Raw genomic sequence first — 22,885 nt, forward strand, 5'->3', positions numbered from 1 at the left:
TAGTGAACACCATTCGTTGACGAACACCATTCGTTTACGAGAACGTGCCCTACCCAACGCACTCCGGCATCACATCCGCGCACATCGCCGTGCCCCTCTCCGTGGGAGAACCATGACCGCCATCGATCTCAGCACCCGAGTCCCCCTCCGACTGCCCACCGCCACCGCGACCTTCGCGATCGGCATCGCGGGCTACCTCGGCGTCAACCTGTCGCCGTACATGATCACGGCCGCGCAGACCGGGCTCGGCATCGACGTGCTCGCCGCGAGCTGGCTGGTCACCGCGACTCTGCTGCTCACCGCAGTGACCGGACTCGCCATCGCGCCCCTCTGCGCCGGAGCGCATCGACGAACCGTCGCGCGGGCGGGGCTCGCGATCGCGGCGGTCGGCTTCGCCACGGCCGCACTCGTCCCCACTCTCATGCTTCCGGCGCTCCTCCTCGGCGGTGCGGGCGCCGGCGGCGCTGTCGCGGCATCCGGCGCCGCCCTCGCTGCCTTCCGCAACCCCGACCGGGTCGCCGGGTTCAACGGCCTAGCCAACCGCGGCGTGATCACGGTCGTCCTCGCTGTCATCCCGCTCGTCGGCCTGGCCCCGATCGACGTGTTCGGCGCGCTGGCACTGTTCAGCATCGTCGGTCTCGTCGTCTCGGCGTGGCTGCCGGCCGCCCCCGTGGCGGCCCCTCAGGCAGCAGCGGCCGTGGCCGAAGCGATGCCGATCGAGGTGCCGCCGACAGGCACGGTCCGGCTCTCCCCCGCACGGTCACGCACGGTCGCCCTGGCCGGCTTCGGCCTGCTCGTCGTGTTCACCCTCTGGGCGGCCAGCGAGGATTCGCTCTGGGCGATGGCGGGCGTCATGGGCGCGGAGCAGACGGGACTGACACCCGAGGGGCTCGGCATCGCCCTCAGCGGAGCCACCGCGGGCGGCCTGATCGGATCACTGCTGCTCATGATCGTGGGATCCCGACTCGGACGCGCTCTGCCCCTGGCAGTGCTGCTGGTCGCCGGAGGCGTGCTCAAGATCGTCGAAGGGTTCACGACCGACCCCACCGCGTTCATCGTCGTCTTCATCGCCTGGAACACCGTGTACGCGATCGCCTTCATGTACTTCGTCTCGACCTCGGCAGCGCTGGACGCCGACGGTCGCTGGTCGGGACCGCTTCTCGCCGTCTACCTGGTGGGCTCGGCGCTCACTCCCGTGATCGGCGCCGCTCTCGTGAGCGTTCTCGGATTCCAGGGCTTCGCCGTCGCCCTCGGCATCGCGAGCTTCGTCCTCGCCGTACCCGCGAGCGCGATCGCCCTCCTCTCCACACGCCTCGAGCGTGCCGCCACCAGTTCGGAGACCCTCTGATGCCCCGCACCGTGTTCCGCAACGCCCGCTTCTTCACCGCCGATGACGCCGCTTGGGCCGATGCCGTGGTCGTCGACGGCGAGTCGTTCGCCTTCGTGGGCCTCGAAGCCGATGCACCTCCTGCCGACGACACCGTCGACCTCGGTGGCCGCACCGTGCTCCCCGGCTTCACCGATGCGCACACTCATCTGCTGATGATGGGCGAGGCGCTCGGTCAGGTGGGGCTCACCGATGCGGGCTCGCTCGAGGAGATCCAGAACAGACTGAGCCGGGCGCGGCAGAGCGCCGACGGCGAGCTTCGCGGACGCGGCTGGCTCTTCGACGCGATACCCGGCGGCGCTCCGACGGCCGCGATGATCGATGCCGTGGTCGCGGACATCCCGGTCTACCTCGACGCGAACGACTACCACTCCTGCTGGGTCAACTCGGCAGCGCTGGTCGCTCTCGGAATCACCCGCGAGACTCCGGATCCGATCGGCGGACGCATCGAGAGGGATGCCGACGGCGACGCGACCGGGATGCTCTACGAGACCGCGGCGCAGCAGCACGCCTGGGCCCACCGCGACGCGGTGACCACGGACGTGCAGCGGGATGCCGCCGTCGCGCGGGTCGTCGAGGCCTACCTCGCATCGGGGGTCACCGGCGCCGTGGACATGGCGTTCGACCGTCTCGCCCTGGACGCGCTCGGACGAGCGGCGGAACAGGCCAGGCTGCCGCTGCGGATCGCCGCGCACTGGTTCGTCGCGAACACCGGCGACGACGAGGCCAACCTGGCTCAGGTCGCCGAAGCGGCTGAGCTCGCCGGCACCGACACGAACGGTGTCGACGTGATCGGCATCAAGCTCGTCCTCGACGGCACGATCGACGCGTGCACCGCCGCGATGCGAGCGCCGTACGCCGACGGCACGAATGCGGCTCCGATCTGGCCCCTTGAGCGCCTGCTACCGGTGGTCGCCGCCGCGGACGCTGCCGGGTTGCAGGTGGCGATGCACGCGATCGGCGATGAGGCGAGCACACTCGCACTCGACGCCATCGAGCATGCGATCACCGTGAACGGCGACCGCCCCCGCCGCCACCGGATCGAGCACCTCGAGTACGCGGCACCGGGGACCGCCGAGCGGATGGCGCGACTCGGTGTGACGGCATCCATGCAGCCGGTGCACGCCGACCCCGCGATCTTCGCGAACTGGGCCGCCCAGCTCGGCGACGATCGTGCCGAGCGCGCGTTCGCCTGGCCGGAGTACGAGGATGCCGGAGCGCTGCTCGCGTTCTCCACCGATGCGCCGACAGCCCCGCACGAGGCTCTCGCGAACATGTACGTCGCCGCGACGCGCGCGTCAGCCCTGGATCCCGACGTGCCGGCGGTGCATCCGCAGTTCGCGCTGCCGCTCGATCGCGCGATCGCCCATGCCACGAGGGATGCCGCGGCATCGATCGGCGACGGATCCTGGCGAGGTCGCATCGCGATCGGTCAGGCCGCCGACTTTGCAGTGCTCGACACCGATCCGTTCGCGGAGGGCAACGGGTCGCTGCTCACGGCGCGGGTCGTGCGGACGGTGATCGCCGGCCGCACGGTGTACGAGGCCTGAGGACGACGAGGAGAAGCCGCAGCCGGTCGGGCTGCGGCTTCTCCCGTCTGTCCGCAGTCCGCTCCGGTCAGTTGTCCGGCGTGAGCGCCAGCCGCGTCCCCCACGGGTCGCTCAGACGCAGCGTGCGCCCGTCGTCGTCAGATTCGATGCCGTGGAACGAGAGTCGGTCGGCGAGTTCCTCGATGTCGGAGCGGGTCGGCACGGTCACGCGCACGTCGCCGAGCCCGAGCGAGGCCGCACGCGGTCCTGCTCCGGCGCTCTGCCAGGTGTTCATGCCGATGTGGTGGTGGTACCCGCCCGCGGACACGAACAGCGCGGAGTTCCCGAGAGCCGCGGTCACGTCGAATCCGAGGATGTCGGAGTAGAACCGACGGGCCGTCGGGATGTCGCCGACCTGCAGGTGCACGTGCCCGATCGTCGCCGTCTCGCCTTCGTCCGCGGCACCCGGGGTCAGCCACTGCCGGAGGAAGCGATTCGGGTCGAGTGCGAGAGAGTCCATGTGCACCGACCCGTCTGGCGCGACCTGCCACTGCTCCCGCGGACGGTCGTGATAGAGCTCCAGACCGTTGCCTTCGGGATCGGTGAAGTAGAACGCCTCGCTGACGAGGTGATCGGCGGAACCCGTGAAGGTCTGCGGGGCGCGCTGCGCCACCGACAGCAGCGCGGCCGCCAGCCGTGACTCATCCTGGAACAGGATCGCCGTGTGGTAGAGCCCGGCGGCACGGGGATCGGCCGTCGGGAGGTCCTTCTCCTGACGCAGCCGCATGATCGGTTCACCGGCACGACCGAGGGTCGTCGTCGCGCCGGACTGGTCGAGGATGTCGAGGGTCACGGCCTGCTGGTAGTACGCCGTCATCGCATCGAGGTCGCGGACCAGCAGCTCGACCGCGTTCATGCGCGCGCCGTCGGGTGCGGAACCTGCCGTCGAAACGGCGGGGGCGCGCCAGGCGTCGATCGTGCCTGTCATGATCGGCTCCGTTCCGCCCGAGATCGGGCTGTCCTCGCAATTGATTGTCGCTACAAGTAACGTACGATGAGCCCATGGTATTCCGGGTTCCTCGAATGGACGAGTGCGAGTCCGACGCGTGGCTCGGACTGATCGCCGTGTCCCAGCTGCTTCCCGTAGCGCTGGATTCACAGCTGCAGAGGGATGCGCACCTGACGCATTTCGAGTTCATGGTGCTGACCTCCCTGCGCTTCGCGCCCGAGAACACTCTGCGGATGACCGAGCTCGCCGCATCGACGAACGCCACACTCCCCCGGCTCTCACACGTGTGCACCCGGCTCGCGACCCGCGGCATCGTCGACCGCTTCCCCAGCCCCGAAGACAGGCGCGCGACGAACGTCCGCCTCACCGCCGAGGGGCGACGGCAGCTGATCCATGCCATGCCCGGTCACATAGACACGGCCCGACAGCTCGTGATCGATGCGCTGACGCCGGCGCAGCTCGAGTCGCTCGCTGAGATCATGAGTGCGATCACCGGGCGCCTCACGGATGGAGAGCATCGCTCCCCTGCGCCTCGGTGAACGCTCGGCGATCCGCTCCGGTGCGGCATCGGGCAGCGCTGCGATCGCGGCATAGGCTGGGACGATGCTCATCGCTCTGATCCGCCCCGTCGAGTCCAGCACCGCCGACGTGATCGGGACGACCCTCGCAGAGGTGCTCGTGGAGCTCGAGCAGCATCGCAAGCCCGGGTTCGATCTGACGTCGGCCCCCGTGCGTATGCTCAAGGGCGAGGCGAAGATGGAGGCCATGGGCACGTTCAAGCGCGTCGACGGCATCGAGCAGATCGAAGCCGAGGACATGACATCCCTCCGGGCGAAGGTACCCGAGGGCTGGCGGATGCTCACGGTGCGCACGGCGTAACTCCCGCCCCAGCTCTCGCACGCACGAGACCCCCACCCGGCCTGAAGGTCGGATAGGGGTCTTCATCTGAAAGCGCGGGTCGACTCAGCCGCCGGACGGGTTCTCGAGCGGCTTGCCGTCGTCGTCGGTGGTCTCGTCCTCGAGGATCTCCTCGGTGCTCTTCGACGTCGACTCCTCGGGGGCGCCACCGGAGGCGGTGTCCGCCTCGTCGTCGCCGCCGGATGTTCCGTGCGTGTTCTGCAGATCACTCATTGCGTCTCCTCTGTCGGAGATACCGACGCTACGCGCGGGTGCCCGATCGGCGGAGGGGGTTGACGGGCGGCGGAATCCGGGTGCTTCGGACTTCGGCGCGGGCCTGGTATGCCCTCATGCAGTACGGACCGGCAGTTGCAGGTACGACGACAGCACGCACAACTACTCTGAGTCGTGGCGTGGACGACGGCCGGCGGAACCGAGACTGAATGGATGAGGGGATCATGAGCAAGCGGACCATGGTGCTACACAGTGAGCACCAGGACCTGTTCGACGTGCCGGACAGGGACCTCGTGTTCTACGACCTGCCGTACGACACCGAACGGCTGTCACGCGTCACCGATGTGCACCTGTGGTCACCCCTCGACGGCCCGATCGACCGTCTGCCGGAGATCATCTCAGCGATGACGAACCTGAGAGCCCTCAGCATCGGCCCGGGGAGGATGCTCCCCACCGTCGTCACCGGACTGCGGCAGGGCGACCTCCCCGAGAATCTGGAAGAGCTCTCGGTGCACATCAGCGATCGCACACTGGTATGGCCGGATGTGGTGGTGCCGAACCTGAAGACCCTCTACGTCGGCGAACCCTTCCGATTCAAGAACGAGCACTTCCCTGCCCTTCGAGCGCTCTCCCTCTATCCGCAGAGATCTCTGAGCAATGTGCGGCAGGCCCTCGAACTGCCGCTGGAAGAGCTGAACCTGTTGAACGTCCCCATCGACGAAGAGATCTTCCGACTCGTCGAGCCGGTCGGGCTCCGCCGTCTCGGGCTGATCGGTGGACGCACCCTGACGAGCCTCACCGGGATCAGCGCGCTCCCCCAGTTGGAGTCGCTGCGCCTGAAGAACCTCACGTCTCTCGGTGACATCTCGGAACTGGCCGCACTCCAGCGACTCGAGATCGTGAGCATCCAGTACTGCAAGAAGATCACCGGCATCGGCGCGATCAACGACCTCCCGCGACTGCGCGGGCTCACTCTGGTCGGATGCGGGACCATCGGCCTCGAGACGATCGAGGCGAAGCTGTCGACACTGGAATGGGCCAACACAGGCGCGACCTGGTGACCGGCTTTCAACGGCGCTGAAGTGACGCCCGATGGTCATCTTCGTGTTCACGAATCGAGAATGGCGGTTTCCTCTGAGACGATGAGCGAGGATTGCGATACGAGGAACCACCCGGGGGGACAGCATGGGAAGTGCCATCAGGCGCGCAGGAATCATCACGGCGGTCATCGCGTTGACCGTGAGCGCTGTGGGATGCACGGCGCTCATCCCTTCCGCCGAGGACGATTCCGCTCCAGCGCCTACTTCGCAGACGGAGCCGAGCCTCGATGGCGCATGCAAGACGGTGAACGTCGAATGGGGATTCGCTCTCGATCCGTGGGTGGCGCTCGAAGCCGATACCCAGAGCAAAGACTTTGCGCAGAAGCACACGGAGCACCAGGCGGTGATCTCCGCCCTGCAAGGCATCGCTGAGCGTGTCGATGCTCCCGAACTGCGAGCGGCCCTCGACGCGTCGATCAGTGCACATCAGCAGTATGCCGACACCATCTGGCCGGGCCTGGGCGATGTTCCGGAAGGGTATGTCGTCGATCTGGATGATCCCGCGAATCTCCTGGTCATTCTGGGGAAGCAGAAGACCGAGATCCTGCAGCAGATGTCGGATGCGGACGTGCAGCGTTACGATCTGTGCGGACTGATGCAGAGCGGTCAGACTGTAACGCAGGCGTGCGAGATTGCCAATGGCGACTGGGTCGATGCAGGTGTGCTTTACAACGGTGCATCCACTGTCGCGGCCACCGGAGACGTGGCGGCGGCTCAGCGCCAAGCGGCCGATGGGCTCGTGCAGCTCAAAGCCGCACTGGTGCAGGTGACCGATCCCGAGGCCCACGCAGAGATGGCGCGGATGTACGACGCGTACGAGACGTTCTACGAGAACGGGTTCTCCACTCTGCTCACCGAGGAGCAGCTGCTCCAGCTCTCTGAGGACGAGCTCGATGCGTACATCGCTGAGGCAGACGCAGCATTTGCCGCATGGGACGGGGCCCTGACCTCTGGTGAGGAGCGACTGTCGGCCTACTGCGCCAGCCAGGGGTAGCCACTCGTCAGTATTGATCCGCATCGGACTCCGCAGACACGAAAAGAGAAGGGCACCTGCTCGAAGCTGGTGCCCTTCTCTTTTTCTCGCTGTTGGCGATCAGTATTGCCAACAGCCTTTGTGGTCGGGCTGACAGGATTTGAACCTGCGACCCCTTGACCCCCAGTCAAGTGCGCTACCAAGCTGCGCCACAGCCCGTTGTTCTGCACTCTCGCGCAGGCAACTCCCCTATCTTAGCCCCACTCGCGGGCGGTCCGCGAACCGAGCGACCGCCGGGCGTTGCGGGGTGTCGGAGGCCCGGCGTACCGTCGCATGCATGGTGACGATCACGACAGAGGTGGCGACGACCGCCCGATGGGATGACGTGCAGCATGCGCTCACCGGCGGCGGCGACGGCGCCAGCTGTCAGTGCATCTGGCCGATGCTGAGCAACAAGGACTGGAACGAGACGACGACCCCGCAGCGAACGGAGATGCTCCGCGACGAGATCGCCGATGGCCCCCCTCCGGGCCTGATCGCCTATGTCGACGGCGAGGCCGCGGGGTGGATCCGCATCGGACCGCGCTCGGTGCAGGCACGGATTCCGCGCACCCGCATGATCGCCGCCACCACGGCGGAGCCGTTCGACGACGTCTCGGTCTGGGCGGTGACGTGCTTCGTCGTCCGTCGCGAGCATCGAGGGACAGGGCTCAACCACGAGTTGCTGCGTGCCGCAGTCGATTTCGCGCGAGCATCCGGTGCGCGACTCATAGAGGGCTACCCGGTCGACACCCGAGGCGAGAAGAAGCGCACCAACGACCTTTTCCACGGCACGCTGGGCACATTCCTGGCCGCCGGTTTCGAAGAGCAGGCCGAGATGAAGCCCGGCCGAGCCCTCGTCGCGTTGGAGCTGACGGCGTGACCGACGACTCGGAGCTCCCCGCGTCGATGGGCAAGGTCGCCCGGCGCGAGCTGGCCCTGCACGGTTTCACTCGCCTCGACCAGTTCGATGCCGTCTCAGAGCGGGAGCTCCTCGCCATTCACGGCGTGGGGCCGAAGGCGATCCGCATCCTTCGAGAGCGCCTCGAGCTCCAGAGGCGCTCGCTCGCACCCTGACCGACGACTAGCGTGGGAGCATGAGCGAAGAGCATCCGACCATCGACGACCCCGAGCTCGGCACCTTCATCCGCGCGACGACCGAGCTCTCCGACGGCACGGTCCTCACTCATGACTGGTACGCCGGCGGAACCGTCGCTCAGGGCGCACCTCTCGACCTCATGATCGAGGGCACGAACTCGGACGAGGCGAGCGCCCTGCTTCCCCACGTCCACGAGACCATCGCCGCTCTCGCGGTTCTCCGTCGCCTCGCCTCCGACGCCATCGTCGCGGCCTTCAGCACGGGAACGCCTGAGCAGCACGAGCTCGACGACGCCGCATCCGATCTCACCCTCGAAACCCTCGAGGCATCCGCCGACGGAACCATCGTGCTGCACTTCATCGACTCGTGCGGCGAGCACTTCCCCGAGGGCTACTGGCCCGCAGTGCATCTCGGCACCGACGGCCAGATCACGCAGGTGACCGTCGAGTCCTGAACGGGCAGACGCCATCCCGCCCGCCATACGATGGGAGGATGCAGCGCCGCCCGGCCGCCCCGCCTCTGTGGGCCTTCGTCCCGTACATCACAGTGTCGGCGATCCATGTGGCGTTGCTCGCTCTCGAGAGCCCCGCGGCAGGCCCGAGCAAGCTCCTGCTGATGCCACTGCTCGCGATCCCCGTGCTCGTGTCGATGCGCACGATCCGCTCACGTGCCGCTCTGGCGCTGCTCTTCGCGGCGATCGTGTTCTCCTGGCTCGGCGACAGCGCGGGAGCGCTCTTCCCGACCGCGCCAGAAGTGCCGCTCATGCTCCTCTTCTTCGGCATCGCACACCTGGCGTACATCGCACTCTTCATCCGCCACGTCGGCCGGGGACGGATGCCGTGGTGGGCGCTGATCTACGCCGCATGGTGGGTCGCGATGCTCGCCTTCCTGGGCCCGCATACGGGCGGCCTGCTGATCGCGGTCGCGGTCTACGGGCTCATCCTCGGCGCGACCGCGGCGTTCTCGACCCGGTGTCACCCGCTCGTCGCTGTCGGCGGCGCGTTCTTCCTCACCAGCGACACGTTGCTCGCTCTCCGACTCTTCCTCCCCGACTCGCTCCCTGCCTGGAGCAGCCCCGCGATCATGGCGACCTATACGATCGGGCAGGGACTGATCATCGCGGGCGCGCTGATCGCACTGAGAAAGCGAGATGCCTGATGGCCGATGCCGCACGGGTCGACAGCTGGCTCTGGGCGATCCGCATCTACAAGACGCGTTCCGCCGCGACGACTGCATGCCGTGCGGGGCATGTACGCGTCAACGGCGACAAGGTCAAGGCCGCGCAGCACATCCGCATCGGCGACGAACTGCGCGTGCGCATCGCGGGCTTCGACCGGATCCTCTTCGTGCGACAGCTGCTCGTCAAGCGCGTCGGCGCGCCTCTCGCCGCGCTGGCATACGAAGACCGCACGCCGGAGCGCGAGCCTCAGGCGGCACTCGGACTGCGCGATCGAGGCGCGGGCAGGCCCACGAAACGAGAGCGACGGGACATCGACAGGCTGCGCGGGCGCAGCACGGAAGATGACGGCATATTCCACGGCTGACCCTAGAATGCTTCGAACATATCTTCTAAACTGGGCGCATGGCCCCACGCACCGATCTCGACCTCGATCTCGAAGAGCGCTGTCGCCTGCTCGATGAGTGGGCCGACAAGCGGCGTCAGATCGCAGCACTCGAGGCCGAGTCCTACGCGCTACTCGCCGAGCGCATCGACGTGCACAACCGCGACGTCTCCGAAAGCCCGTACCACCGCGACGCGATCTATCGCTCGATGATTGCGGAGTACTCCGCAGCCGCGCACATCCCGAAGGGCTCGATCGAGTACGCATTCACCGATGCGCGCACCCTGTCACGGGCGTTGCCTGCCGTGTTCGCATCGTTCGCCGCCGGCTCGATCACTGCGCACCACGTCCGCGAGATCGTTCGAGCCAGTCAGATCGTCGACGACGCCATCCGCGACGGACGCGTGGAAGCCGCGACCATGGGTCTCTACGAGACCGCAGTGCTGGTGGTCGCCGAGCATGACACGGCTTCGCGCACGAAGACTCATGCCCGCAAGGTCGCGGCCGGCCTCGTGGGCGAGACCGTCGTCGAGACTCAGCGGCGCGCGGCCGCCGAACGCTGCGTCACCGTCCGGTCGGTGGGCGACGGGCTGGCGGCGCTCACGGCCATCCTGCCGGAGTGGGTCGCCGTGGCTATCTCCGATCGACTCACACAAATGGCGCGACACATCGACCGCACTCGCGACGAGCGAGAGCCGATCCTCGATCCGCTGGACGACACCGAGAACTCGCTGCGCCTTTCCGACCTCTCCCCCGAAGACCCGCGATACGCGGCGTACTTCGAAGCAGGAGTCATCGCCGCCGACGGCACCTTCGTCGTCGATCCGCTCGCTGGCCTGATCGACCCGATGACCGATCCGACCAGCCCCGACATCGAGCATCTCTCCCGCGACACCCGCACATTCGACCAGATCCGCGCCGATCTGCTCGCAGACCTCCTCCTCGCCGCTGACCCGAGCGAAGCGAACGGCACCGGGCTCGAGAACATCTCGGCCCGAATCCAGGTCACCGTTGCCGCGAGCACTCTCGCCGGAGACGACGACCGACCTGCCGAACTCGACGGTCACGGACCACTGGATCCCGATGTCGCACGCGGGCTCGCAGGCCACTGCAAAGGATGGGCCCGCCTGTTCCTCGACGCGACTGGCCTGGTCACCGAAACTGACTCATACTCCCCCACAGAGCAGATGAAGCGCTTCCTTCGAGCGCGAGATGAGCACTGCAGATTCCCCGGGTGCAGGATGCCGGTGCACCGGTGCGAGATCGACCACAATCACGACCATGCGCGCGGTGGGCGAACGCGCATCGACAATCTCAGCCATTTCTGCACCACGCACCACTCGCTCAAACACCCCGACATCGATGAACGGTATCGATGGACAGCTCGCCAGACCTCCGATGGGACAGTCAACTGGACGAGTCCGCTCGGTCGGAGCTACGCCGACCCACCGCGTCGACGGGTCATGTTCGTCTGAGCCCGAGCGCGAAGGACTCGCATCTCTGCGCGGTCACCCGTGGGCACCAGCACACAGGACCGCCGGGCGGGGGAGGCACCAAAACTCACGGACGCAGGCTATTCACGGCCCTGCCCGGCGGCCCTGCCCTGCCCTGCCCCACCCCGCCCGGCCTCAGCTCGCCGAAGGCGCAGTCGCTTTCAGCACGATGTAGACCCCGGCGATGAGCGCCGCAGCAATGACGAAGATCACGACGAAGGCCACGACAGCTCCGATCACGAACACGATCATGAAGAGCGCGTTGATCGCGGCGACGAGTGCCGCAGACCTCAGCGCACGGCGGGTCACCGATCCCGGGGTAGCCGCATCACGTGGTCCGCTGCGGGAGCTCAGAACATTCCACGCACGGGCTCGACTTGCGCGGATGATGGCGATCCCAAGAAGCACCACCGATATCCAGAACGCACTGAATGCGATGACGTTGTCGAGCGGGAAGACCAGGAATCGCAGAGGTAAGTACCGATCACCGCTGAACAGAGCCAGATGCACCGCGACCGTGCCGACGAGTGCGGCGCCGACACCGATCGCGTCTCCCACGCGATCCGCAGCCGTCAGCGGAACCCGACGCCGGCTCATCGTCCGGAGTCGAACACACCGAGCAACCAGCCTGCGGACTGCACCTGCGACGCCCCGGCCGACAGGACCCGAGCCTGCAGCTCGCGATCGCTCGTCACGGCCACTACCCGTTGCCCAGCGCGAACTCGACGCTCGACCTCGGCGACGATCGTGTCGTCACCGGCAGCATCCGCGTCGACCACCGACACGACACCGGACGGCAGCAGCTGGGCGGACCCGTCCGTCTCCGGTGCCGAGATCCCGCGAGCGCGACCCTCGACCACGAGAGCGATCTCCGGGAACCAGGTCGTTCCCCCGACGCCGAGCTCAGACGCCGGCAGGGCGAGCCCGTCCAGGCGCGAGGCGAGACGCGTGGCAGCACCGGCACGGTCCTTCCACCATCCGTCCGGCACGGAACCGACGACGTTCGCACCATCAACGACCAACGAAGGCCGCACATCGAGCAGTTCCCGCAGAACAGGCCAGGCGCTCCCGAATCCGGGATGCAGCGGCCGCGTGTCGACCTCATCGACTGGCACCCACTCGAGAGCCACGCTCTCCGGGTCACTGATCACAGGTTCGAACGGCCGCACCACGTCGGCGATCACGGTCGTGTACGACCAGATATCCAGATCGAGCACGCTCGTGAAGCGGGGTCGCACGGAGCCGTCAGGAACGCCGGCTTCCTCCTGCGCCTCGCGCACTGCACCCACGATCGCGCTCTCACCCGCGTGCAGAGCACCACCCGGCAGACCCCAGGTTCCGCCGAAGTGGCTCCAGGAGACCCGGTGCTGCAGAAGGATCCCGCGCTCGTGGTCGAACGCCAGCAGTCCGGCCGCACCGAAGCGGCCCCAGTACTTCTCCCCCGACGGCGCGATCACCCAGGCATCACCAGGGTTCCGCGGCCCGTCCGGGCGACGAGGTTCACCGGCAGCGGGAGGTACGACAGTCACCCCCTCAGCCTGTCACAGCATCCGGGTATCGGCATCCGCGCGGGTCATACGCGGGAACAGCCGCCCTGCAGACGGCGGTTCCGGAGCACTCTCATCGACGCACGGCAGAAACAACTGTGCCCGCGCGAATTCGCGCGGGCACAGTGGCGACTCGGATGCGACTCAGCGTTGGCGCTTCTCGCGCACTCGCATGTTGATGACGATCGGGGTTCCGTCGAACTCGTACAGCTCGCGAAGGCGACGCTGGATGAATCGGCGGTATCCCGGGTCGAGGAAGCCGGTCGTGAACAGCACGAACGTCGGCGGACGCGTCGACGCCTGGGTGCCGAACAGGATGCGCGGCTGCTTTCCTCCGCGCAGCGGGTGCGGGTGCTCGGCGACGAGCTCGGCGAGGAAGGCGTTGAACTTGCCCGTCGGGATACGACGGTCCCAGTTCTCGAGCGCCGTCTCGAGCGCAGGCACCAGCTTGTCGAGGTGACGACCCGTCTTGGCCGAGATGTTCACGCGCGGAGCCCAGGCGACGTGCGCCAGGTCCTGCTCGATCTCACGCTCGAGATAACGGCGGCGGTCGGCGTTCTCGAGGTCGTCGTCGTTCAGACGGTCCCACTTGTTGAACGCGAGCACGAGCGAGCGACCGGACTCGAGCACGAGGTCGATGATCCGCACGTCCTGCTCGCTGATCGTCTCGGACACATCGAGGACGACGACTGCGACTTCAGCCTTCTCGAGAGCGGCCGAGGTGCGAAGCGACGCATAGAAGTCAGCACCCTGTGCCATGTGCACACGACGACGGATTCCGGCGGTGTCGACCAGACGCCACAGCTTGCCGCCGAGCTCCACGATCTCGTCGACCGGGTCACGAGTCGTACCGGCGAGGTCGTTGACGACCACGCGCTCCTCGCCTGCTGCCTTGTTGAGCAGTGAGGACTTTCCGACGTTCGGGCGACCGAGGATCGCGACGCGACGGGGTCCACCGATCTCCGCCTTCGCCACCGCGGAGACATCGGGGAGCGTCTTCAGCAGAGCGTCGAGCAGGTCGGCGACTCCACGACCGTGAATGGCCGAGACCGGGTGCGGCTCGCCGAGTCCGAGGTTCCAGAGAGCCGCAGCCTCGGGCTCCTGGCGCGCGTCGTCGATCTTGTTCGCGACGAGGAAGACGGGCTTGCCGCTCTTGCGCAGCAGCTTCACGACGTGCTCGTCGGTCGATGTGGCGCCGACCATCGCGTCGACGACGAACAGCACGACATCGGCGAGGTCGATCGCGACCTCAGCCTGAGCCGCGACGGAGCGGTCGATGCCGCGAGCGTCGGGCTCCCAGCCACCTGTGTCGACGAGCGAGAAGCGACGATCGGCCCACTCGGCCTTGTACGTCACGCGGTCGCGGGTCACACCGGGGGTATCCTCGACGACGGCCTCACGGCGGCCGAGGATGCGGTTCACGAGCGCGGACTTGCCCACGTTCGGTCGTCCGACGATCGCGACGACCGGCAGGGCGGGGAAGAACTGGATCCCGTCCTCGCCCATCGTGATCCCGGCGAGGAGGGCTGCATCCTCATCGTCCAGGTCGTAGTCGGCGAGTCCGGCGCGCAGCGTCTCCGCGCGCGCTTCGGCGAGCTGCTCGTCGAGCTGGTCCATCTTCTCGGCGAGCTGGTCGGGGCCGCCTTCGTATTCGTCGTCAGCCATGGTGTGCTCCTCGGATTCGTTCGATCACCGTGAGGACGGCGTCGATGGTCTGTGGGAAATCGAGCTCCGTCGAATCGACGACCTCGACGCCCTCTGCGGCGTTCAGGAAGTCGACGACGGCGCTGTCGGATGCGTCGCGCTTGTGCAGTGCGGCGGCGACGGCTTGGGCGTTCTCGCCGGCGAGTTCGCCGGCACGTCGTGCGGCGCGCACCTCGGGTGCGGCCGTGAGAAGGATGCGCACGGGCGCATCGGGGGCGACGACGGTCGTGATGTCCCGCCCTTCGACGACGACGGCCGGGTACGGCGCATCGGCGACGAGGGAACGGAACAGATGGTTGACCTGCTCGCGCACCTCGGGCACTCGCGCGACACCGCTCACGGCGCCGGAGACCGACGGTTCGCGGATCGCGTCGGTGACGTCCGCGTCGCCGACCTGCACGGTGCGGTCGTCGGGATCGAGGCCCAGTCGCACCGGGAACTCGGCGACGGCGGCGAGTACGGCGTCGGCATCCGCCGTGTCCGCCCCCCGGTCGAGAACATGCCAGGCGAGCGCGCGGTAGGCCGAGCCGGTGTCGAGGTAGCCGAACCCGAGCTTGCGAGCGACAGCCTTGGACACACTGGACTTGCCGGAACCGGCGGGTCCGTCGATGGCGATGAAATCAGTCATTGGTCGTACCTGCAATCCGCCAGCCGCGTTCCTGGAGTCCGGTGATCGCGCCATGCAGCGCAGCGGGCTCGACGCTGATCTCGGCGAGACCGAACTGCGCGCCCGGCGAGTGCTCGAGGCGGAGGTCCTCGACGTTCACGCCGAGTTCGCCGAGTTCCCCGAACAGACGACCGAGCTGACCCGCGGTGTCGTCGATCATGACGACGAGGGATTCGAATCTCTGGTTCTGCCCGTGCTTGCCAGGCAGTCGCTCGACACCGTCGTTGCCCTGCCGGATGGTCTCCGCCACCACGCGCCGGGCACCCGGCGCCTCGGGCGCACGCAGCGCATCCGACACCTCACGGAGATCGGCTGCCAGAGCGTCGAGGATCTCCACGACGGGCCCGGCGTTCGCGCCGAGGATCTGCACCCAGAGTTCAGGAGCGGATGCCGCGATGCGCGTCGTGTCGCGCACTCCCTGGCCCGACAGACGCAGCGCCCCCTCATCGGCCACCGCGAGCCGTCCGGCGAGGAGGCTGGCGACGACCTGAGGAACGTGCGAGGTGAGAGCGACGGAGCGATCGTGCTCCTCCGGAGTCATCTCGAGCGGCATCGCGCCGACGTCGAGAGCGAGCGCTTCGACGAGAGCGAGGTCTGCCGCCCGGGTGTCGGCATCGCGGCAGACGACCCAGGGGCGACCGATGAAGAGGTCGGCGCGTGCGGAGATCGCCCCGCCGCGCTCGCGTCCGGCGAGCGGGTGAGAGCCGATGTAGCGGGTGATGTCGACGCCGCGGTCACGCAGACTGCGGAAGGGTTCGAGCTTGACGCTCGCCACGTCCGTGACGACGGCATCGGGGAATCGGGCGAGCTCCGCCTCGATCACGTCGGCGGTGACATCCGGCGGCACGGCGACGACGACGAGCGCCGGCGCATCATCTTCGGCGACCGCACGGCCTGCGCCGTAGTCGATCGCCAGGCGCAGCTGTGCAGGTGAGGTGTCGGCGAGGACGACGTCGATGCCCTTGGCGCGAAGCGCGTGGCCGATGCTCGCGCCGAGCAGGCCGGCGCCGACGACGCGCACGGTTCCGGAGAGCCTGGCCGCGGTTCGCGGCGCGACAGAACTCCGGGCCCCCGTGGGCGCACTCGTCGTATCGGTCACTCGTTCTCCTGCTGCTCGCCTGGCGCCTCGGCGACACCGGAATCACGGCGCGACAGAGTCAAGAGCGCGCCCAGTTCGATTTTAGTCAGTTCGCGCGTCTTCCCAACCGGGAGGGTTCCCAGGTGCAGCGGGCCGAACTGCCGACGCACGAGCTCGGTGACAGGGTGGCCGACCGCGGCCAGCATCCTGCGCACGATCCGATTGCGACCCGAGTGCAGGGTCAGCTCCACGAGGCTCGACCCGCGGGAGGTGTCGAGCAGGCGTGCCTTGTCTGCGGCGATCGGCCCGTCCTCGAGCTCGATCCCCTTGGTGAGCTTCGAGATCGTCTGAGCCGTCACCTCGCCTTCGACCTTGGCGATGTAGACCTTGGTGACGCCGAACGACGGGTGCGCGAGCACGTGAGCGAGGTCGCCGTCGTTCGTCAGGACCAGCAGTCCGCTGGTCTCGGCATCCAGACGCCCCACGTTGTAGAGCCGCTCTTCGTAGTCGTCGGTGAACCGGCGCAGGTCGGGGCGGCCGTTCTCGTCCCGCAGGCTGCTCACGACGCCGGTGGGCTTGTTGAGCATCACGTAGCGCTTGGACACATCGAGCTGCACGGCGGTGCCGTCGACGTCGATGAGGTCGTTCTCAGGGTCGACGCGTCGGCCGAGCTCGGTCACGGTCACGCCGTTGACACGGATGCGTCCCTCGACGATGTACTGCTCGATCACGCGCCGCGAGGCCACGCCCGCCGCTGACAGCACCTTCTGCAGGCGAACTCCCTCGGGTGTCTCGAAGCCGCTCATCGGATGGTCCCTTCGTTGAAACTGAAACTGTGCGCGATGTCCGTCCGAACCGCGGTCGTCGAAGACTCCGACGTCATCGGATGGTCCCTTCGTCGAAGCCGTCTGCGCCGTCGTCGAGCAGAGGAGAGATGGGGGGCAGCTCGTCGAGCGAGTTGATGCCGAGGTGCTGCAGGAGTGCATCGCTGGTGCCGTAGTTGATCGCACCGGTCTCGGAGTCCGCGAACAGCTCTGTGATGAGACCGCGTGCAAGCAGCGTACGCACCACGGAATCGACGTTCACCGCGCGGATCGACGCCACCTGGCTGCGAGTCACCGGCTGCTTGTAGGCGATCACCGCGAGCGTCTCGAGCGCCGCCTGCGACAACCGTGCGGGCGCCTGGCCACCGACGAACTCGGCGACCACGTCGTCGTGATCCTCGCGGACGTACAGACGCCATCCGCCGCCGACCTCGCGGAGTTCGAACCCGCGCCGCGGGCCCTGTCCCCTGCCGTCGTAGTCGTCGACGAGCGTCTCGAGGGTCTGCCTCACTGCGGCGACGGGCGAGCCGACCGCGGCCGCGAGAGCGACGAGACCGATCGGCTCGTCGATGATCAGCAGGATCGCCTCGATCCTTTCGGAGAGAGGCGATTCGCGGACGACCTCGTCGGTCGGGGCTTCGGTCACGTCATCGGTCATAATCGGCTCCCAGAGATGCCAGAGTCTCGTCCGACCAGGAGTCGGCAGCCCAGCGCAGCGTCAGCTCGCCGAGCGGTTCCAGTTGTTCGAAGGAGAGCGCCGCGTGGCGGTACAGCTCCAGCACGGAGATGAAACGCGCGACGACGATCCCCGGCTCCGTGACACCCGCGACCAGCTCTCGGAAGCTCACCGATTCGGCGGTGCGCAGCAGAGTCACGACGATCGCGGCCTGTTCCCGGATGCTGACGAGCGGCGCGTGCAGATGGTCGAGCCCGACGTGCGGGATCTCCTTCGGCGCGAACGCCAGCAGAGCCAGCGCGGCGAAGTCGTCGACGCTGAGCGACCAGACAAGCTCCGGGGTCTTCTTGCGGTGCTTCTCGTCGAGACGGACGGCGCGCACGTGGCGGCGGTCCTCGCGCTGCAGGGAGCGCGCGAACCACGCCGCGACCTCTTTGAACGCGCGGTACTGCAGGAGGCGCGCGAAGAGCAGATCGCGGGCCTCGAGCAGCGCCACGGCCTCGGCATCCACCAGCTCTCCCTGCGGAAGCAGACCCGCGACCTTCATGTCGAGCAGGGTCGCCGCGACGACCAGGAACTCGGAGGCCTGATCGAGCTCCTCGTCGTCGTCGAGCTCCTTGAGGTACGCGATGAACTCGTTCGTGACGGCGCTCAGCGACACCTCGGTGATGTCCATCTCATGCTTCGAGATCAGGTTCAGCAGCAGATCGAACGGTCCGTCGAAGTTCGTCAGCGAGACCCGGAATCCCGGATCAGCCAACGGCGCCTCGCTGACGACGTCAGGGACCGGCCCCTCGGCAGCCGTGGCTGCGGCCTCAGCCGCTGTGTCGGACGGCTCGACCTCAGGCGACAGCGCCACGGGCGACCAGCTCCCGCGCCAGCCGCAGGTACGCCTGGGCGGCGGCGTGCTCCGGAGCGAACTCGGTGATGGGCACACCGGAGACCGATGCGTCGGGGAACTTCACCGTACGACCGATCACGGTCTCGAGCACGTCGTCGCCGAACGCCTCGACCACGCGCTCGAGGACCTCGCGAGAGTGCAGCGTGCGCGGGTCGTACATCGTGGCGAGGAGGCCGTCCATCGTGATCGACGGGTTCAGTCGGTCGCGCACCTTGTCGATGGTCTCGATCAGCAGAGCCACGCCGCGCAGCGCGAAGAACTCGCACTCGAGCGGGATGATCACGCCGTGCGCCGCGGTCAGCGCGTTGACGGTCAGCAGACCGAGCGACGGCTGGCAGTCGATGAGGATGACGTCGTACTCCCCCGCCACCTGACGCAGCACGCGGGCCAGGATCGTCTCACGCGCGACCTCGTTGACGAGGTGCACCTCGGCGGCGGACAGGTCGATGTTGGCGGGCATCACGTCGAGGCCCTCGACGCCCGACTGCACGATCGCGTCATGCGCATCGCGCTTGGTGTCGAGCAGCAGGTCGTAGATGGTCGGCACGTCGTGCGTCTGGATGCCGAGGCCGGCCGACAGCGCACCCTGCGGGTCGAAGTCGACGGCCAGCACCTTGCGGCCGTATTCGGCGAGGGCCGCGGCCAGGTTGATCGACGTCGTCGTCTTGCCGACGCCGCCCTTCTGGTTGCACAGGGCGATGATGCGAGCGGGACCGTGCGAGGCGAGCGGTTCCGGGGTCGCGAAGCCGTGATAGGGACGCCCGGTGGGTCCCATGGGTGTGTCGTCGGTCTTCGACGTCTTCGCCCTGGACTTCGCCGCGTTCTCAGCCACCGATTCTCCTGCTCCTTCGTGCTTGGTCGATTCTAGCGATCGCCCGGGGGTATCGACGCCTCAGCCCCGGCGATCCCGTGTTTTCGCCGCGCTGCCCGCGCGTGGCGGGTCAGCGGGCGCGGGGGTGGGAGGTCGCGTAGATGTCTCGCAGGGTGTCCACCGACACGTGCGTGTAGATCTGGGTCGTCGCCACCGATGCGTGCCCGAGGAGCTCCTGCACGACGCGCACGTCAGCGCCGCCCTGCAGCAGATGCGTCGCGAACGAATGGCGCAGGGTGTGCGGCGAGACCTCGGCGGTGATCTGCGCCTGCTCGGCCGCCGCGCGAATCACGAGCCACGCGCTCTGCCGAGACAGCGGAGCACCGCGCGCACCGAGGAACAGCCGGGCCGATGCCCGTCCCTTCGCTGCGAGCCCCGGCCGCACCCGCGTGAGGTAGGCGTCCACAGCCGTGCGGGCGAAGGACCCGATCGGGACGATGCGCTCCTTCGATCCCTTGCCCCGAAGCCGCAGCACATCGCCGTGCGCGAGGTCGTCGACGTCGAGGCCCACGGCCTCCGACACCCGCGCGCCCGTCGCGTAGAGCAGCTCGAGCAGAGCACGATCGCGGATGCCGAGAGGGTCATCGCCTGACGGCGCGGCGAGGAGCCGCTCGACCTGATCGATGGTCAGCGCCTTGGGGAGGCGCTGCGGAGCCTTGGGCGGCCTCAGCCGTCCGCTGGGGTCGTCGTCCTCGATGCCCTCGCGGGCGAGGAACCGGTGCCATCCCCGCACGGACGACTGCAACCGCGCGAGGCTCGTCGCGGCCGGAGCAGGGTCGGCGGACGAGCGATCCGCGATGAAGCGTCCGACGACCGCCGGTGTGATCTCCGCAGTGTCGACGATGCCCTCGGCATCCAACCACTCCAGATACCCCCCGAGATCCCGGCGATAGGCAGAGATGGTGTGCTCACTCAGACCGCGCTCGATCGTGACGTGACGCAGATACGTGTCCAACGCACGGGCGAGCTGCATGCTCAGCTCAGGTCGCGCAGCCTCTGCGCGGCCGCGAGCACACCGATGCTGAGGATGCCGTTGCGCATGCGACCGTCGAGCACGGCCGTGACCGCGTCGTCGAGCGGAACCCACTCGACGCGGATGTCGGCCTCTTCGTCCTCCCGTGCGTGCGCGGACGGCGCTGCAGAGATGCCCGTCGCGAGGAAGATGTGGATCACCTCGTCGTTGCCGCCGGGTGTCGTCCACGACGAGACGAGGAGCTCCCAGCCCGAGGCGACCAGGTCGGCTTCCTCGGCGAGCTCGCGGCGAGCTGCCTCGACGGGCTCCTCCCCCGGCACATCGAGCAGACCGGCAGGCAACTCCCAGTCGCGGTGACGGATCGGGTGCCGGTACTGCTGGATCAGCAGCACGCGGCCGTCGTCGTCGAGCGCGAGGATCGCGACGGCGCCCGTGTGTGCGACGTACTGGCGACGGATCTCTCCCTCGCCGTAGCGCACGCGGTCGTCGCGCACGTTCCAGACGACGCCCTCGAACCCGATCTCGCTGTGGAGGATCTCGGGCTCGACGGGCTCGTCTCGCAGTGCGTCGAGATCAGACATCGGCTTCGTCGAACTCACGCATCGGCTTCGCCGAACTCACGCATCGGCTTCCACGTCGAACAGCTCGCTCGAGCGGTGGCGCTCGATCGCGGCTCCGACGAGACCGCGGAACAGCGGGTGCGGGGCGGTCGGACGCGAGCGGAGCTCGGGGTGCGCCTGCGTGGCGATGTAGTACGGGTGCACGTCGCGCGGAAGCTCGACGTACTCGACGAGGTCGAGCTCGGGGTTCAGACCCGAGAAGACGAGACCGGCTTCGGACAGACGCGTGCGGTACGCGTTGTTGACCTCGTAGCGGTGGCGGTGGCGCTCGGAGGCTTCCGGGGCGCCATACAGCTCGCGCGCCAGTGATCCTTCGGCGAGTGCGGCCTGGTAGAGGCCGAGGCGCATGGTTCCGCCCAGGTCGCCGCCGTCGAGGATCTCGACCTGCTCGGCCATCGTCGCGATGACGGGTTCGGTGGTCTCGGGATCGAACTCGCTCGAGGATGCTTCGGCGATGCCGGCCACGTCGCGGGCGTACTCGATGACCATGCACTGCAGGCCGAGGCAGAGGCCGAGGGTGGGGATGCCCTGTTCGCGGGCGAACTTGAGCGCGCCGAGCTTGCCTTCGATGCCGCGGATGCCGAATCCGCCGGGGACGCAGATGCCGTCGAGTGCGGCGAGCTGCTCCTGCGCGCCCTCGGGGGTCTCGCAGCGGTCCGAAGGGATCCAGCGGATGTTGACCTTGGTCTCCTGGGCGAAGCCACCGGCCTTGAGCGCCTCGGTGACCGAGAGGTAGGCGTCGGGAAGGTCGATGTACTTGCCGACCAGGCCGATCGTCACCTCATGCTTGGGGTTGTGCACCGCGTGCAGAACCTTGCTCCAGCGCGACCAGTCCACCTCGTCTGCGGCCTTCTGATCGAGGCCGAGGCGGCGCACGATGTACGAGTCGAGTCCCTGATCGTTGAGCGTCGACGGGATGTCGTAGATGCTCGGCAGGTCGACGGTGTTGATGACACCTTCGGCGTCGACGTCGCACATGAGCGCGATCTTGTTGCGGTTGCTCTCGCTGACCGGACGGTCGCTGCGCAGCACGAGGGCGTCGGGCTGGATGCCGACCTGGCGGAGGGCTGCGACCGAGTGCTGGGTGGGCTTGGTCTTCTGCTCGCCGGACGCGCCCATGAAGGGCACGAGCGATACGTGCACGAAGAACACGCTGTCGCGACCGAGTTCGTGGCGGAGCTGACGTGCCGCCTCGAGGAACGGCTGCGACTCGATGTCACCGACCGTGCCGCCGACCTCGGTGATGATCACGTCGGGACGGGGGTCCTCGGTCGCCTGCAGACGCATGCGTCGCTTGATCTCGTCGGTGATGTGAGGGATGACCTGCACGGTGTCGCCGAGGTACTCGCCGCGGCGCTCGCGGGCGATGACCTGCGAGTAGATCTGGCCGGTCGTGACGTTGGCGGCCTGCGACAGGTTGATGTCGAGGAAGCGCTCGTAGTGCCCGATGTCGAGATCGGTCTCGGCGCCGTCGTCCGTGACGAAGACCTCGCCGTGCTGGAACGGGTTCATCGTGCCCGGATCGACGTTCAGGTACGGGTCGAGCTTCTGCATGACGACGCGGAGTCCGCGTGCCGTCAGAAGGTTTCCGAGGCTTGCGGCAGTGAGCCCCTTACCCAAAGACGAAACGACACCACCCGTCACAAAGATGTGCTTGGTCGTGTCGTTCTTGGGCCCCGCAGAAGAAGAGTTCATCACGGGC

The 22,885-nt window shown here is 67.8% G+C and carries 26 protein-coding genes and 1 tRNA gene; 12 read left to right on the plus strand and 15 right to left on the minus strand.

Annotation, left to right across the window (positions count from 1 at the left end):
* Positions 1–112: 112 nt before the first annotated feature.
* Both OD997_RS05725 and OD997_RS05730 read left to right on the plus strand, forming a co-directional pair.
* On the plus strand, positions 113–1,348 hold the full coding sequence (locus OD997_RS05725) for an MFS transporter (protein ID WP_434330759.1): 1,236 nt from the start codon (positions 113–115) through the stop codon (positions 1,346–1,348).
* A complete protein-coding gene (locus OD997_RS05730) occupies positions 1,348–2,937 on the plus strand; it encodes an amidohydrolase (protein WP_434330760.1) in 1,590 nt (529 codons plus the stop codon). Before OD997_RS05725 ends, OD997_RS05730 begins: the two co-directional genes overlap by 1 nt.
* A gap of 67 nt (positions 2,938–3,004) precedes the next feature.
* Here OD997_RS05730 and OD997_RS05735 read toward each other — a convergent pair whose 3' ends face one another.
* Entirely contained in the window at positions 3,005–3,904 is a 900-nt protein-coding gene (locus OD997_RS05735; protein ID WP_434330761.1) for a VOC family protein, read from the minus strand.
* A 74-nt stretch (positions 3,905–3,978) separates the two neighbouring features.
* On the opposite strand from OD997_RS05735, the gene OD997_RS05740 reads away from it, so the two are divergent.
* Both OD997_RS05740 and OD997_RS05745 read left to right on the plus strand, forming a co-directional pair.
* Positions 3,979–4,464 (plus strand): MarR family winged helix-turn-helix transcriptional regulator, encoded by a 486-nt coding sequence (locus OD997_RS05740; RefSeq protein ID WP_434330762.1) that lies wholly within the window; start codon positions 3,979–3,981, stop codon positions 4,462–4,464.
* Positions 4,465–4,528: 64 nt separating this feature from the next.
* Positions 4,529–4,804: a hypothetical protein gene (locus tag OD997_RS05745; RefSeq protein ID WP_056516395.1), complete on the plus strand. Its 276-nt coding sequence runs from the start codon at positions 4,529–4,531 to the stop codon at positions 4,802–4,804.
* An 84-nt stretch (positions 4,805–4,888) separates the two neighbouring features.
* On the opposite strand, the gene OD997_RS05750 is transcribed toward OD997_RS05745, so the two are convergent.
* Positions 4,889–5,056, minus strand: a complete 168-nt coding sequence (locus OD997_RS05750; protein WP_164481734.1) for a hypothetical protein — start codon at positions 5,054–5,056, stop codon at positions 4,889–4,891.
* A 224-nt stretch (positions 5,057–5,280) separates the two neighbouring features.
* On the opposite strand from OD997_RS05750, the gene OD997_RS05755 reads away from it, so the two are divergent.
* Both OD997_RS05755 and OD997_RS05760 read left to right on the plus strand, forming a co-directional pair.
* Complete coding sequence (locus OD997_RS05755; protein ID WP_434330763.1) at positions 5,281–6,117, plus strand: hypothetical protein; 837 nt, start codon at positions 5,281–5,283, stop codon at positions 6,115–6,117.
* A gap of 124 nt (positions 6,118–6,241) precedes the next feature.
* On the plus strand, positions 6,242–7,150 hold the full coding sequence (locus OD997_RS05760; RefSeq protein WP_434330764.1) for a hypothetical protein: 909 nt from the start codon (positions 6,242–6,244) through the stop codon (positions 7,148–7,150).
* A gap of 121 nt (positions 7,151–7,271) precedes the next feature.
* Here OD997_RS05760 and OD997_RS05765 read toward each other — a convergent pair.
* Positions 7,272–7,348 (minus strand) — tRNA-Pro (locus tag OD997_RS05765).
* 118 nt (positions 7,349–7,466) lie between these two features.
* Here OD997_RS05765 and OD997_RS05770 point away from each other — a divergent pair.
* The 6 genes from OD997_RS05770 to OD997_RS05795 are packed head-to-tail and all read left to right on the plus strand — an operon-like array spanning position 7,467 to position 11,304.
* Positions 7,467–8,051 carry a GNAT family N-acetyltransferase gene (locus OD997_RS05770; protein WP_434330765.1) on the plus strand — a complete coding sequence of 195 codons (585 nt, stop codon included), beginning with the start codon at positions 7,467–7,469 and terminating at the stop codon, positions 8,049–8,051.
* Positions 8,048–8,245 carry a hypothetical protein gene (locus OD997_RS05775; protein ID WP_434330766.1) on the plus strand — a complete coding sequence of 66 codons (198 nt, stop codon included), beginning with the start codon at positions 8,048–8,050 and terminating at the stop codon, positions 8,243–8,245. Before OD997_RS05770 ends, OD997_RS05775 begins: the two co-directional genes overlap by 4 nt.
* Positions 8,246–8,265: 20 nt before the next feature.
* Positions 8,266–8,721: a hypothetical protein gene (locus tag OD997_RS05780; RefSeq protein WP_056306912.1), complete on the plus strand. Its 456-nt coding sequence runs from the start codon at positions 8,266–8,268 to the stop codon at positions 8,719–8,721.
* A 38-nt stretch (positions 8,722–8,759) separates the two neighbouring features.
* Complete coding sequence (locus tag OD997_RS05785; protein WP_434330767.1) at positions 8,760–9,425, plus strand: lysoplasmalogenase family protein; 666 nt, start codon at positions 8,760–8,762, stop codon at positions 9,423–9,425.
* On the plus strand, positions 9,425–9,811 hold the full coding sequence (locus tag OD997_RS05790) for an RNA-binding S4 domain-containing protein (protein WP_434330768.1): 387 nt from the start codon (positions 9,425–9,427) through the stop codon (positions 9,809–9,811). The genes OD997_RS05785 and OD997_RS05790 overlap by 1 nt, the downstream gene beginning before the upstream one ends.
* Positions 9,812–9,849: 38 nt before the next feature.
* A complete protein-coding gene (locus OD997_RS05795) occupies positions 9,850–11,304 on the plus strand; it encodes a DUF222 domain-containing protein (protein WP_434330769.1) in 1,455 nt (484 codons plus the stop codon).
* Between the two features lie 153 nt (positions 11,305–11,457).
* On the opposite strand, the gene OD997_RS05800 is transcribed toward OD997_RS05795, so the two are convergent.
* The 12 genes from OD997_RS05800 to OD997_RS05855 form a co-directional block, all read right to left on the minus strand.
* A complete protein-coding gene (locus tag OD997_RS05800) occupies positions 11,458–11,919 on the minus strand; it encodes a hypothetical protein (protein WP_434330770.1) in 462 nt (153 codons plus the stop codon).
* On the minus strand, positions 11,916–12,851 hold the full coding sequence (locus tag OD997_RS05805) for an NUDIX domain-containing protein (protein WP_434330771.1): 936 nt from the start codon (positions 12,849–12,851) through the stop codon (positions 11,916–11,918). The genes OD997_RS05800 and OD997_RS05805 overlap by 4 nt, the downstream gene beginning before the upstream one ends.
* 162 nt (positions 12,852–13,013) lie before the next feature.
* Positions 13,014–14,534, minus strand: coding sequence for a ribosome biogenesis GTPase Der (gene der, locus OD997_RS05810; protein WP_434330772.1), 1,521 nt, complete (start codon positions 14,532–14,534; stop codon positions 13,014–13,016).
* Positions 14,527–15,201, minus strand: a complete 675-nt coding sequence (gene cmk / locus OD997_RS05815) for a (d)CMP kinase (protein WP_434330773.1) — start codon at positions 15,199–15,201, stop codon at positions 14,527–14,529. The genes der and cmk overlap by 8 nt, the downstream gene beginning before the upstream one ends.
* Positions 15,194–16,339: a prephenate dehydrogenase gene (locus OD997_RS05820; RefSeq protein WP_434330774.1), complete on the minus strand. Its 1,146-nt coding sequence runs from the start codon at positions 16,337–16,339 to the stop codon at positions 15,194–15,196. Before OD997_RS05820 ends, cmk begins: the two co-directional genes overlap by 8 nt.
* Positions 16,336–17,124 carry a pseudouridine synthase gene (locus tag OD997_RS05825; protein WP_056306897.1) on the minus strand — a complete coding sequence of 263 codons (789 nt, stop codon included), beginning with the start codon at positions 17,122–17,124 and terminating at the stop codon, positions 16,336–16,338. Before OD997_RS05825 ends, OD997_RS05820 begins: the two co-directional genes overlap by 4 nt.
* A 73-nt stretch (positions 17,125–17,197) precedes the next feature.
* Positions 17,198–17,800 (minus strand): SMC-Scp complex subunit ScpB, encoded by a 603-nt coding sequence (gene scpB / locus OD997_RS05830; protein ID WP_434330775.1) that lies wholly within the window; start codon positions 17,798–17,800, stop codon positions 17,198–17,200.
* Positions 17,790–18,677 (minus strand): segregation and condensation protein A, encoded by an 888-nt coding sequence (locus OD997_RS05835; RefSeq protein ID WP_434330776.1) that lies wholly within the window; start codon positions 18,675–18,677, stop codon positions 17,790–17,792. The genes scpB and OD997_RS05835 overlap by 11 nt, the downstream gene beginning before the upstream one ends.
* Positions 18,661–19,494, minus strand: coding sequence for a ParA family protein (locus tag OD997_RS05840; RefSeq protein ID WP_056311554.1), 834 nt, complete (start codon positions 19,492–19,494; stop codon positions 18,661–18,663). The genes OD997_RS05835 and OD997_RS05840 overlap by 17 nt, the downstream gene beginning before the upstream one ends.
* 166 nt (positions 19,495–19,660) lie before the next feature.
* Positions 19,661–20,563, minus strand: coding sequence for a site-specific tyrosine recombinase XerD (gene xerD, locus OD997_RS05845; protein ID WP_434330777.1), 903 nt, complete (start codon positions 20,561–20,563; stop codon positions 19,661–19,663).
* Between the two features lie 2 nt (positions 20,564–20,565).
* A complete protein-coding gene (locus OD997_RS05850) occupies positions 20,566–21,144 on the minus strand; it encodes an NUDIX domain-containing protein (protein WP_434330778.1) in 579 nt (192 codons plus the stop codon).
* Between the two features lie 36 nt (positions 21,145–21,180).
* Positions 21,181–22,878, minus strand: a complete 1,698-nt coding sequence (locus OD997_RS05855; protein WP_434332343.1) for a CTP synthase — start codon at positions 22,876–22,878, stop codon at positions 21,181–21,183.
* Between the last annotated feature and the right edge of the window lie 7 nt (positions 22,879–22,885).

This window comes from Microbacterium sp. CGR1 (assembly GCF_051062835.1).
In the GTDB taxonomy this organism is placed as follows: domain Bacteria; phylum Actinomycetota; class Actinomycetes; order Actinomycetales; family Microbacteriaceae; genus Microbacterium.

What these genes read in the sequence shown, in the direction of transcription:
- OD997_RS05725 (WP_434330759.1), top strand. Translation starts at nt 113, where the DNA reads ATGACCGCCATCGATCTCAGCACCCGAGTCCCCCTCCGACTGCCCACC.
- OD997_RS05730 (WP_434330760.1), top strand. Translation starts at nt 1,348, where the DNA reads ATGCCCCGCACCGTGTTCCGCAACGCCCGCTTCTTCACCGCCGATGAC.
- OD997_RS05735 (WP_434330761.1), bottom strand. Translation starts at nt 3,904, where the DNA reads ATGACAGGCACGATCGACGCCTGGCGCGCCCCCGCCGTTTCGACGGCA.
- OD997_RS05740 (WP_434330762.1), top strand. Translation starts at nt 3,979, where the DNA reads ATGGTATTCCGGGTTCCTCGAATGGACGAGTGCGAGTCCGACGCGTGG.
- OD997_RS05745 (WP_056516395.1), top strand. Translation starts at nt 4,529, where the DNA reads ATGCTCATCGCTCTGATCCGCCCCGTCGAGTCCAGCACCGCCGACGTG.
- OD997_RS05750 (WP_164481734.1), bottom strand. Translation starts at nt 5,056, where the DNA reads ATGAGTGATCTGCAGAACACGCACGGAACATCCGGCGGCGACGACGAG.
- OD997_RS05755 (WP_434330763.1), top strand. Translation starts at nt 5,281, where the DNA reads ATGAGCAAGCGGACCATGGTGCTACACAGTGAGCACCAGGACCTGTTC.
- OD997_RS05760 (WP_434330764.1), top strand. Translation starts at nt 6,242, where the DNA reads ATGGGAAGTGCCATCAGGCGCGCAGGAATCATCACGGCGGTCATCGCG.
- OD997_RS05770 (WP_434330765.1), top strand. Translation starts at nt 7,467, where the DNA reads ATGGTGACGATCACGACAGAGGTGGCGACGACCGCCCGATGGGATGAC.
- OD997_RS05780 (WP_056306912.1), top strand. Translation starts at nt 8,266, where the DNA reads ATGAGCGAAGAGCATCCGACCATCGACGACCCCGAGCTCGGCACCTTC.
- OD997_RS05785 (WP_434330767.1), top strand. Translation starts at nt 8,760, where the DNA reads ATGCAGCGCCGCCCGGCCGCCCCGCCTCTGTGGGCCTTCGTCCCGTAC.
- OD997_RS05790 (WP_434330768.1), top strand. Translation starts at nt 9,425, where the DNA reads ATGGCCGATGCCGCACGGGTCGACAGCTGGCTCTGGGCGATCCGCATC.
- OD997_RS05795 (WP_434330769.1), top strand. Translation starts at nt 9,850, where the DNA reads ATGGCCCCACGCACCGATCTCGACCTCGATCTCGAAGAGCGCTGTCGC.
- OD997_RS05800 (WP_434330770.1), bottom strand. Translation starts at nt 11,919, where the DNA reads ATGAGCCGGCGTCGGGTTCCGCTGACGGCTGCGGATCGCGTGGGAGAC.
- der (WP_434330772.1), bottom strand. Translation starts at nt 14,534, where the DNA reads ATGGCTGACGACGAATACGAAGGCGGCCCCGACCAGCTCGCCGAGAAG.
- cmk (WP_434330773.1), bottom strand. Translation starts at nt 15,201, where the DNA reads ATGACTGATTTCATCGCCATCGACGGACCCGCCGGTTCCGGCAAGTCC.
- OD997_RS05825 (WP_056306897.1), bottom strand. Translation starts at nt 17,124, where the DNA reads ATGAGCGGCTTCGAGACACCCGAGGGAGTTCGCCTGCAGAAGGTGCTG.
- scpB (WP_434330775.1), bottom strand. Translation starts at nt 17,800, where the DNA reads ATGACCGATGACGTGACCGAAGCCCCGACCGACGAGGTCGTCCGCGAA.
- OD997_RS05840 (WP_056311554.1), bottom strand. Translation starts at nt 19,494, where the DNA reads ATGGGACCCACCGGGCGTCCCTATCACGGCTTCGCGACCCCGGAACCG.
- xerD (WP_434330777.1), bottom strand. Translation starts at nt 20,563, where the DNA reads ATGCAGCTCGCCCGTGCGTTGGACACGTATCTGCGTCACGTCACGATC.
- OD997_RS05850 (WP_434330778.1), bottom strand. Translation starts at nt 21,144, where the DNA reads ATGTCTGATCTCGACGCACTGCGAGACGAGCCCGTCGAGCCCGAGATC.
- OD997_RS05855 (WP_434332343.1), bottom strand. Translation starts at nt 22,878, where the DNA reads ATGAACTCTTCTTCTGCGGGGCCCAAGAACGACACGACCAAGCACATC.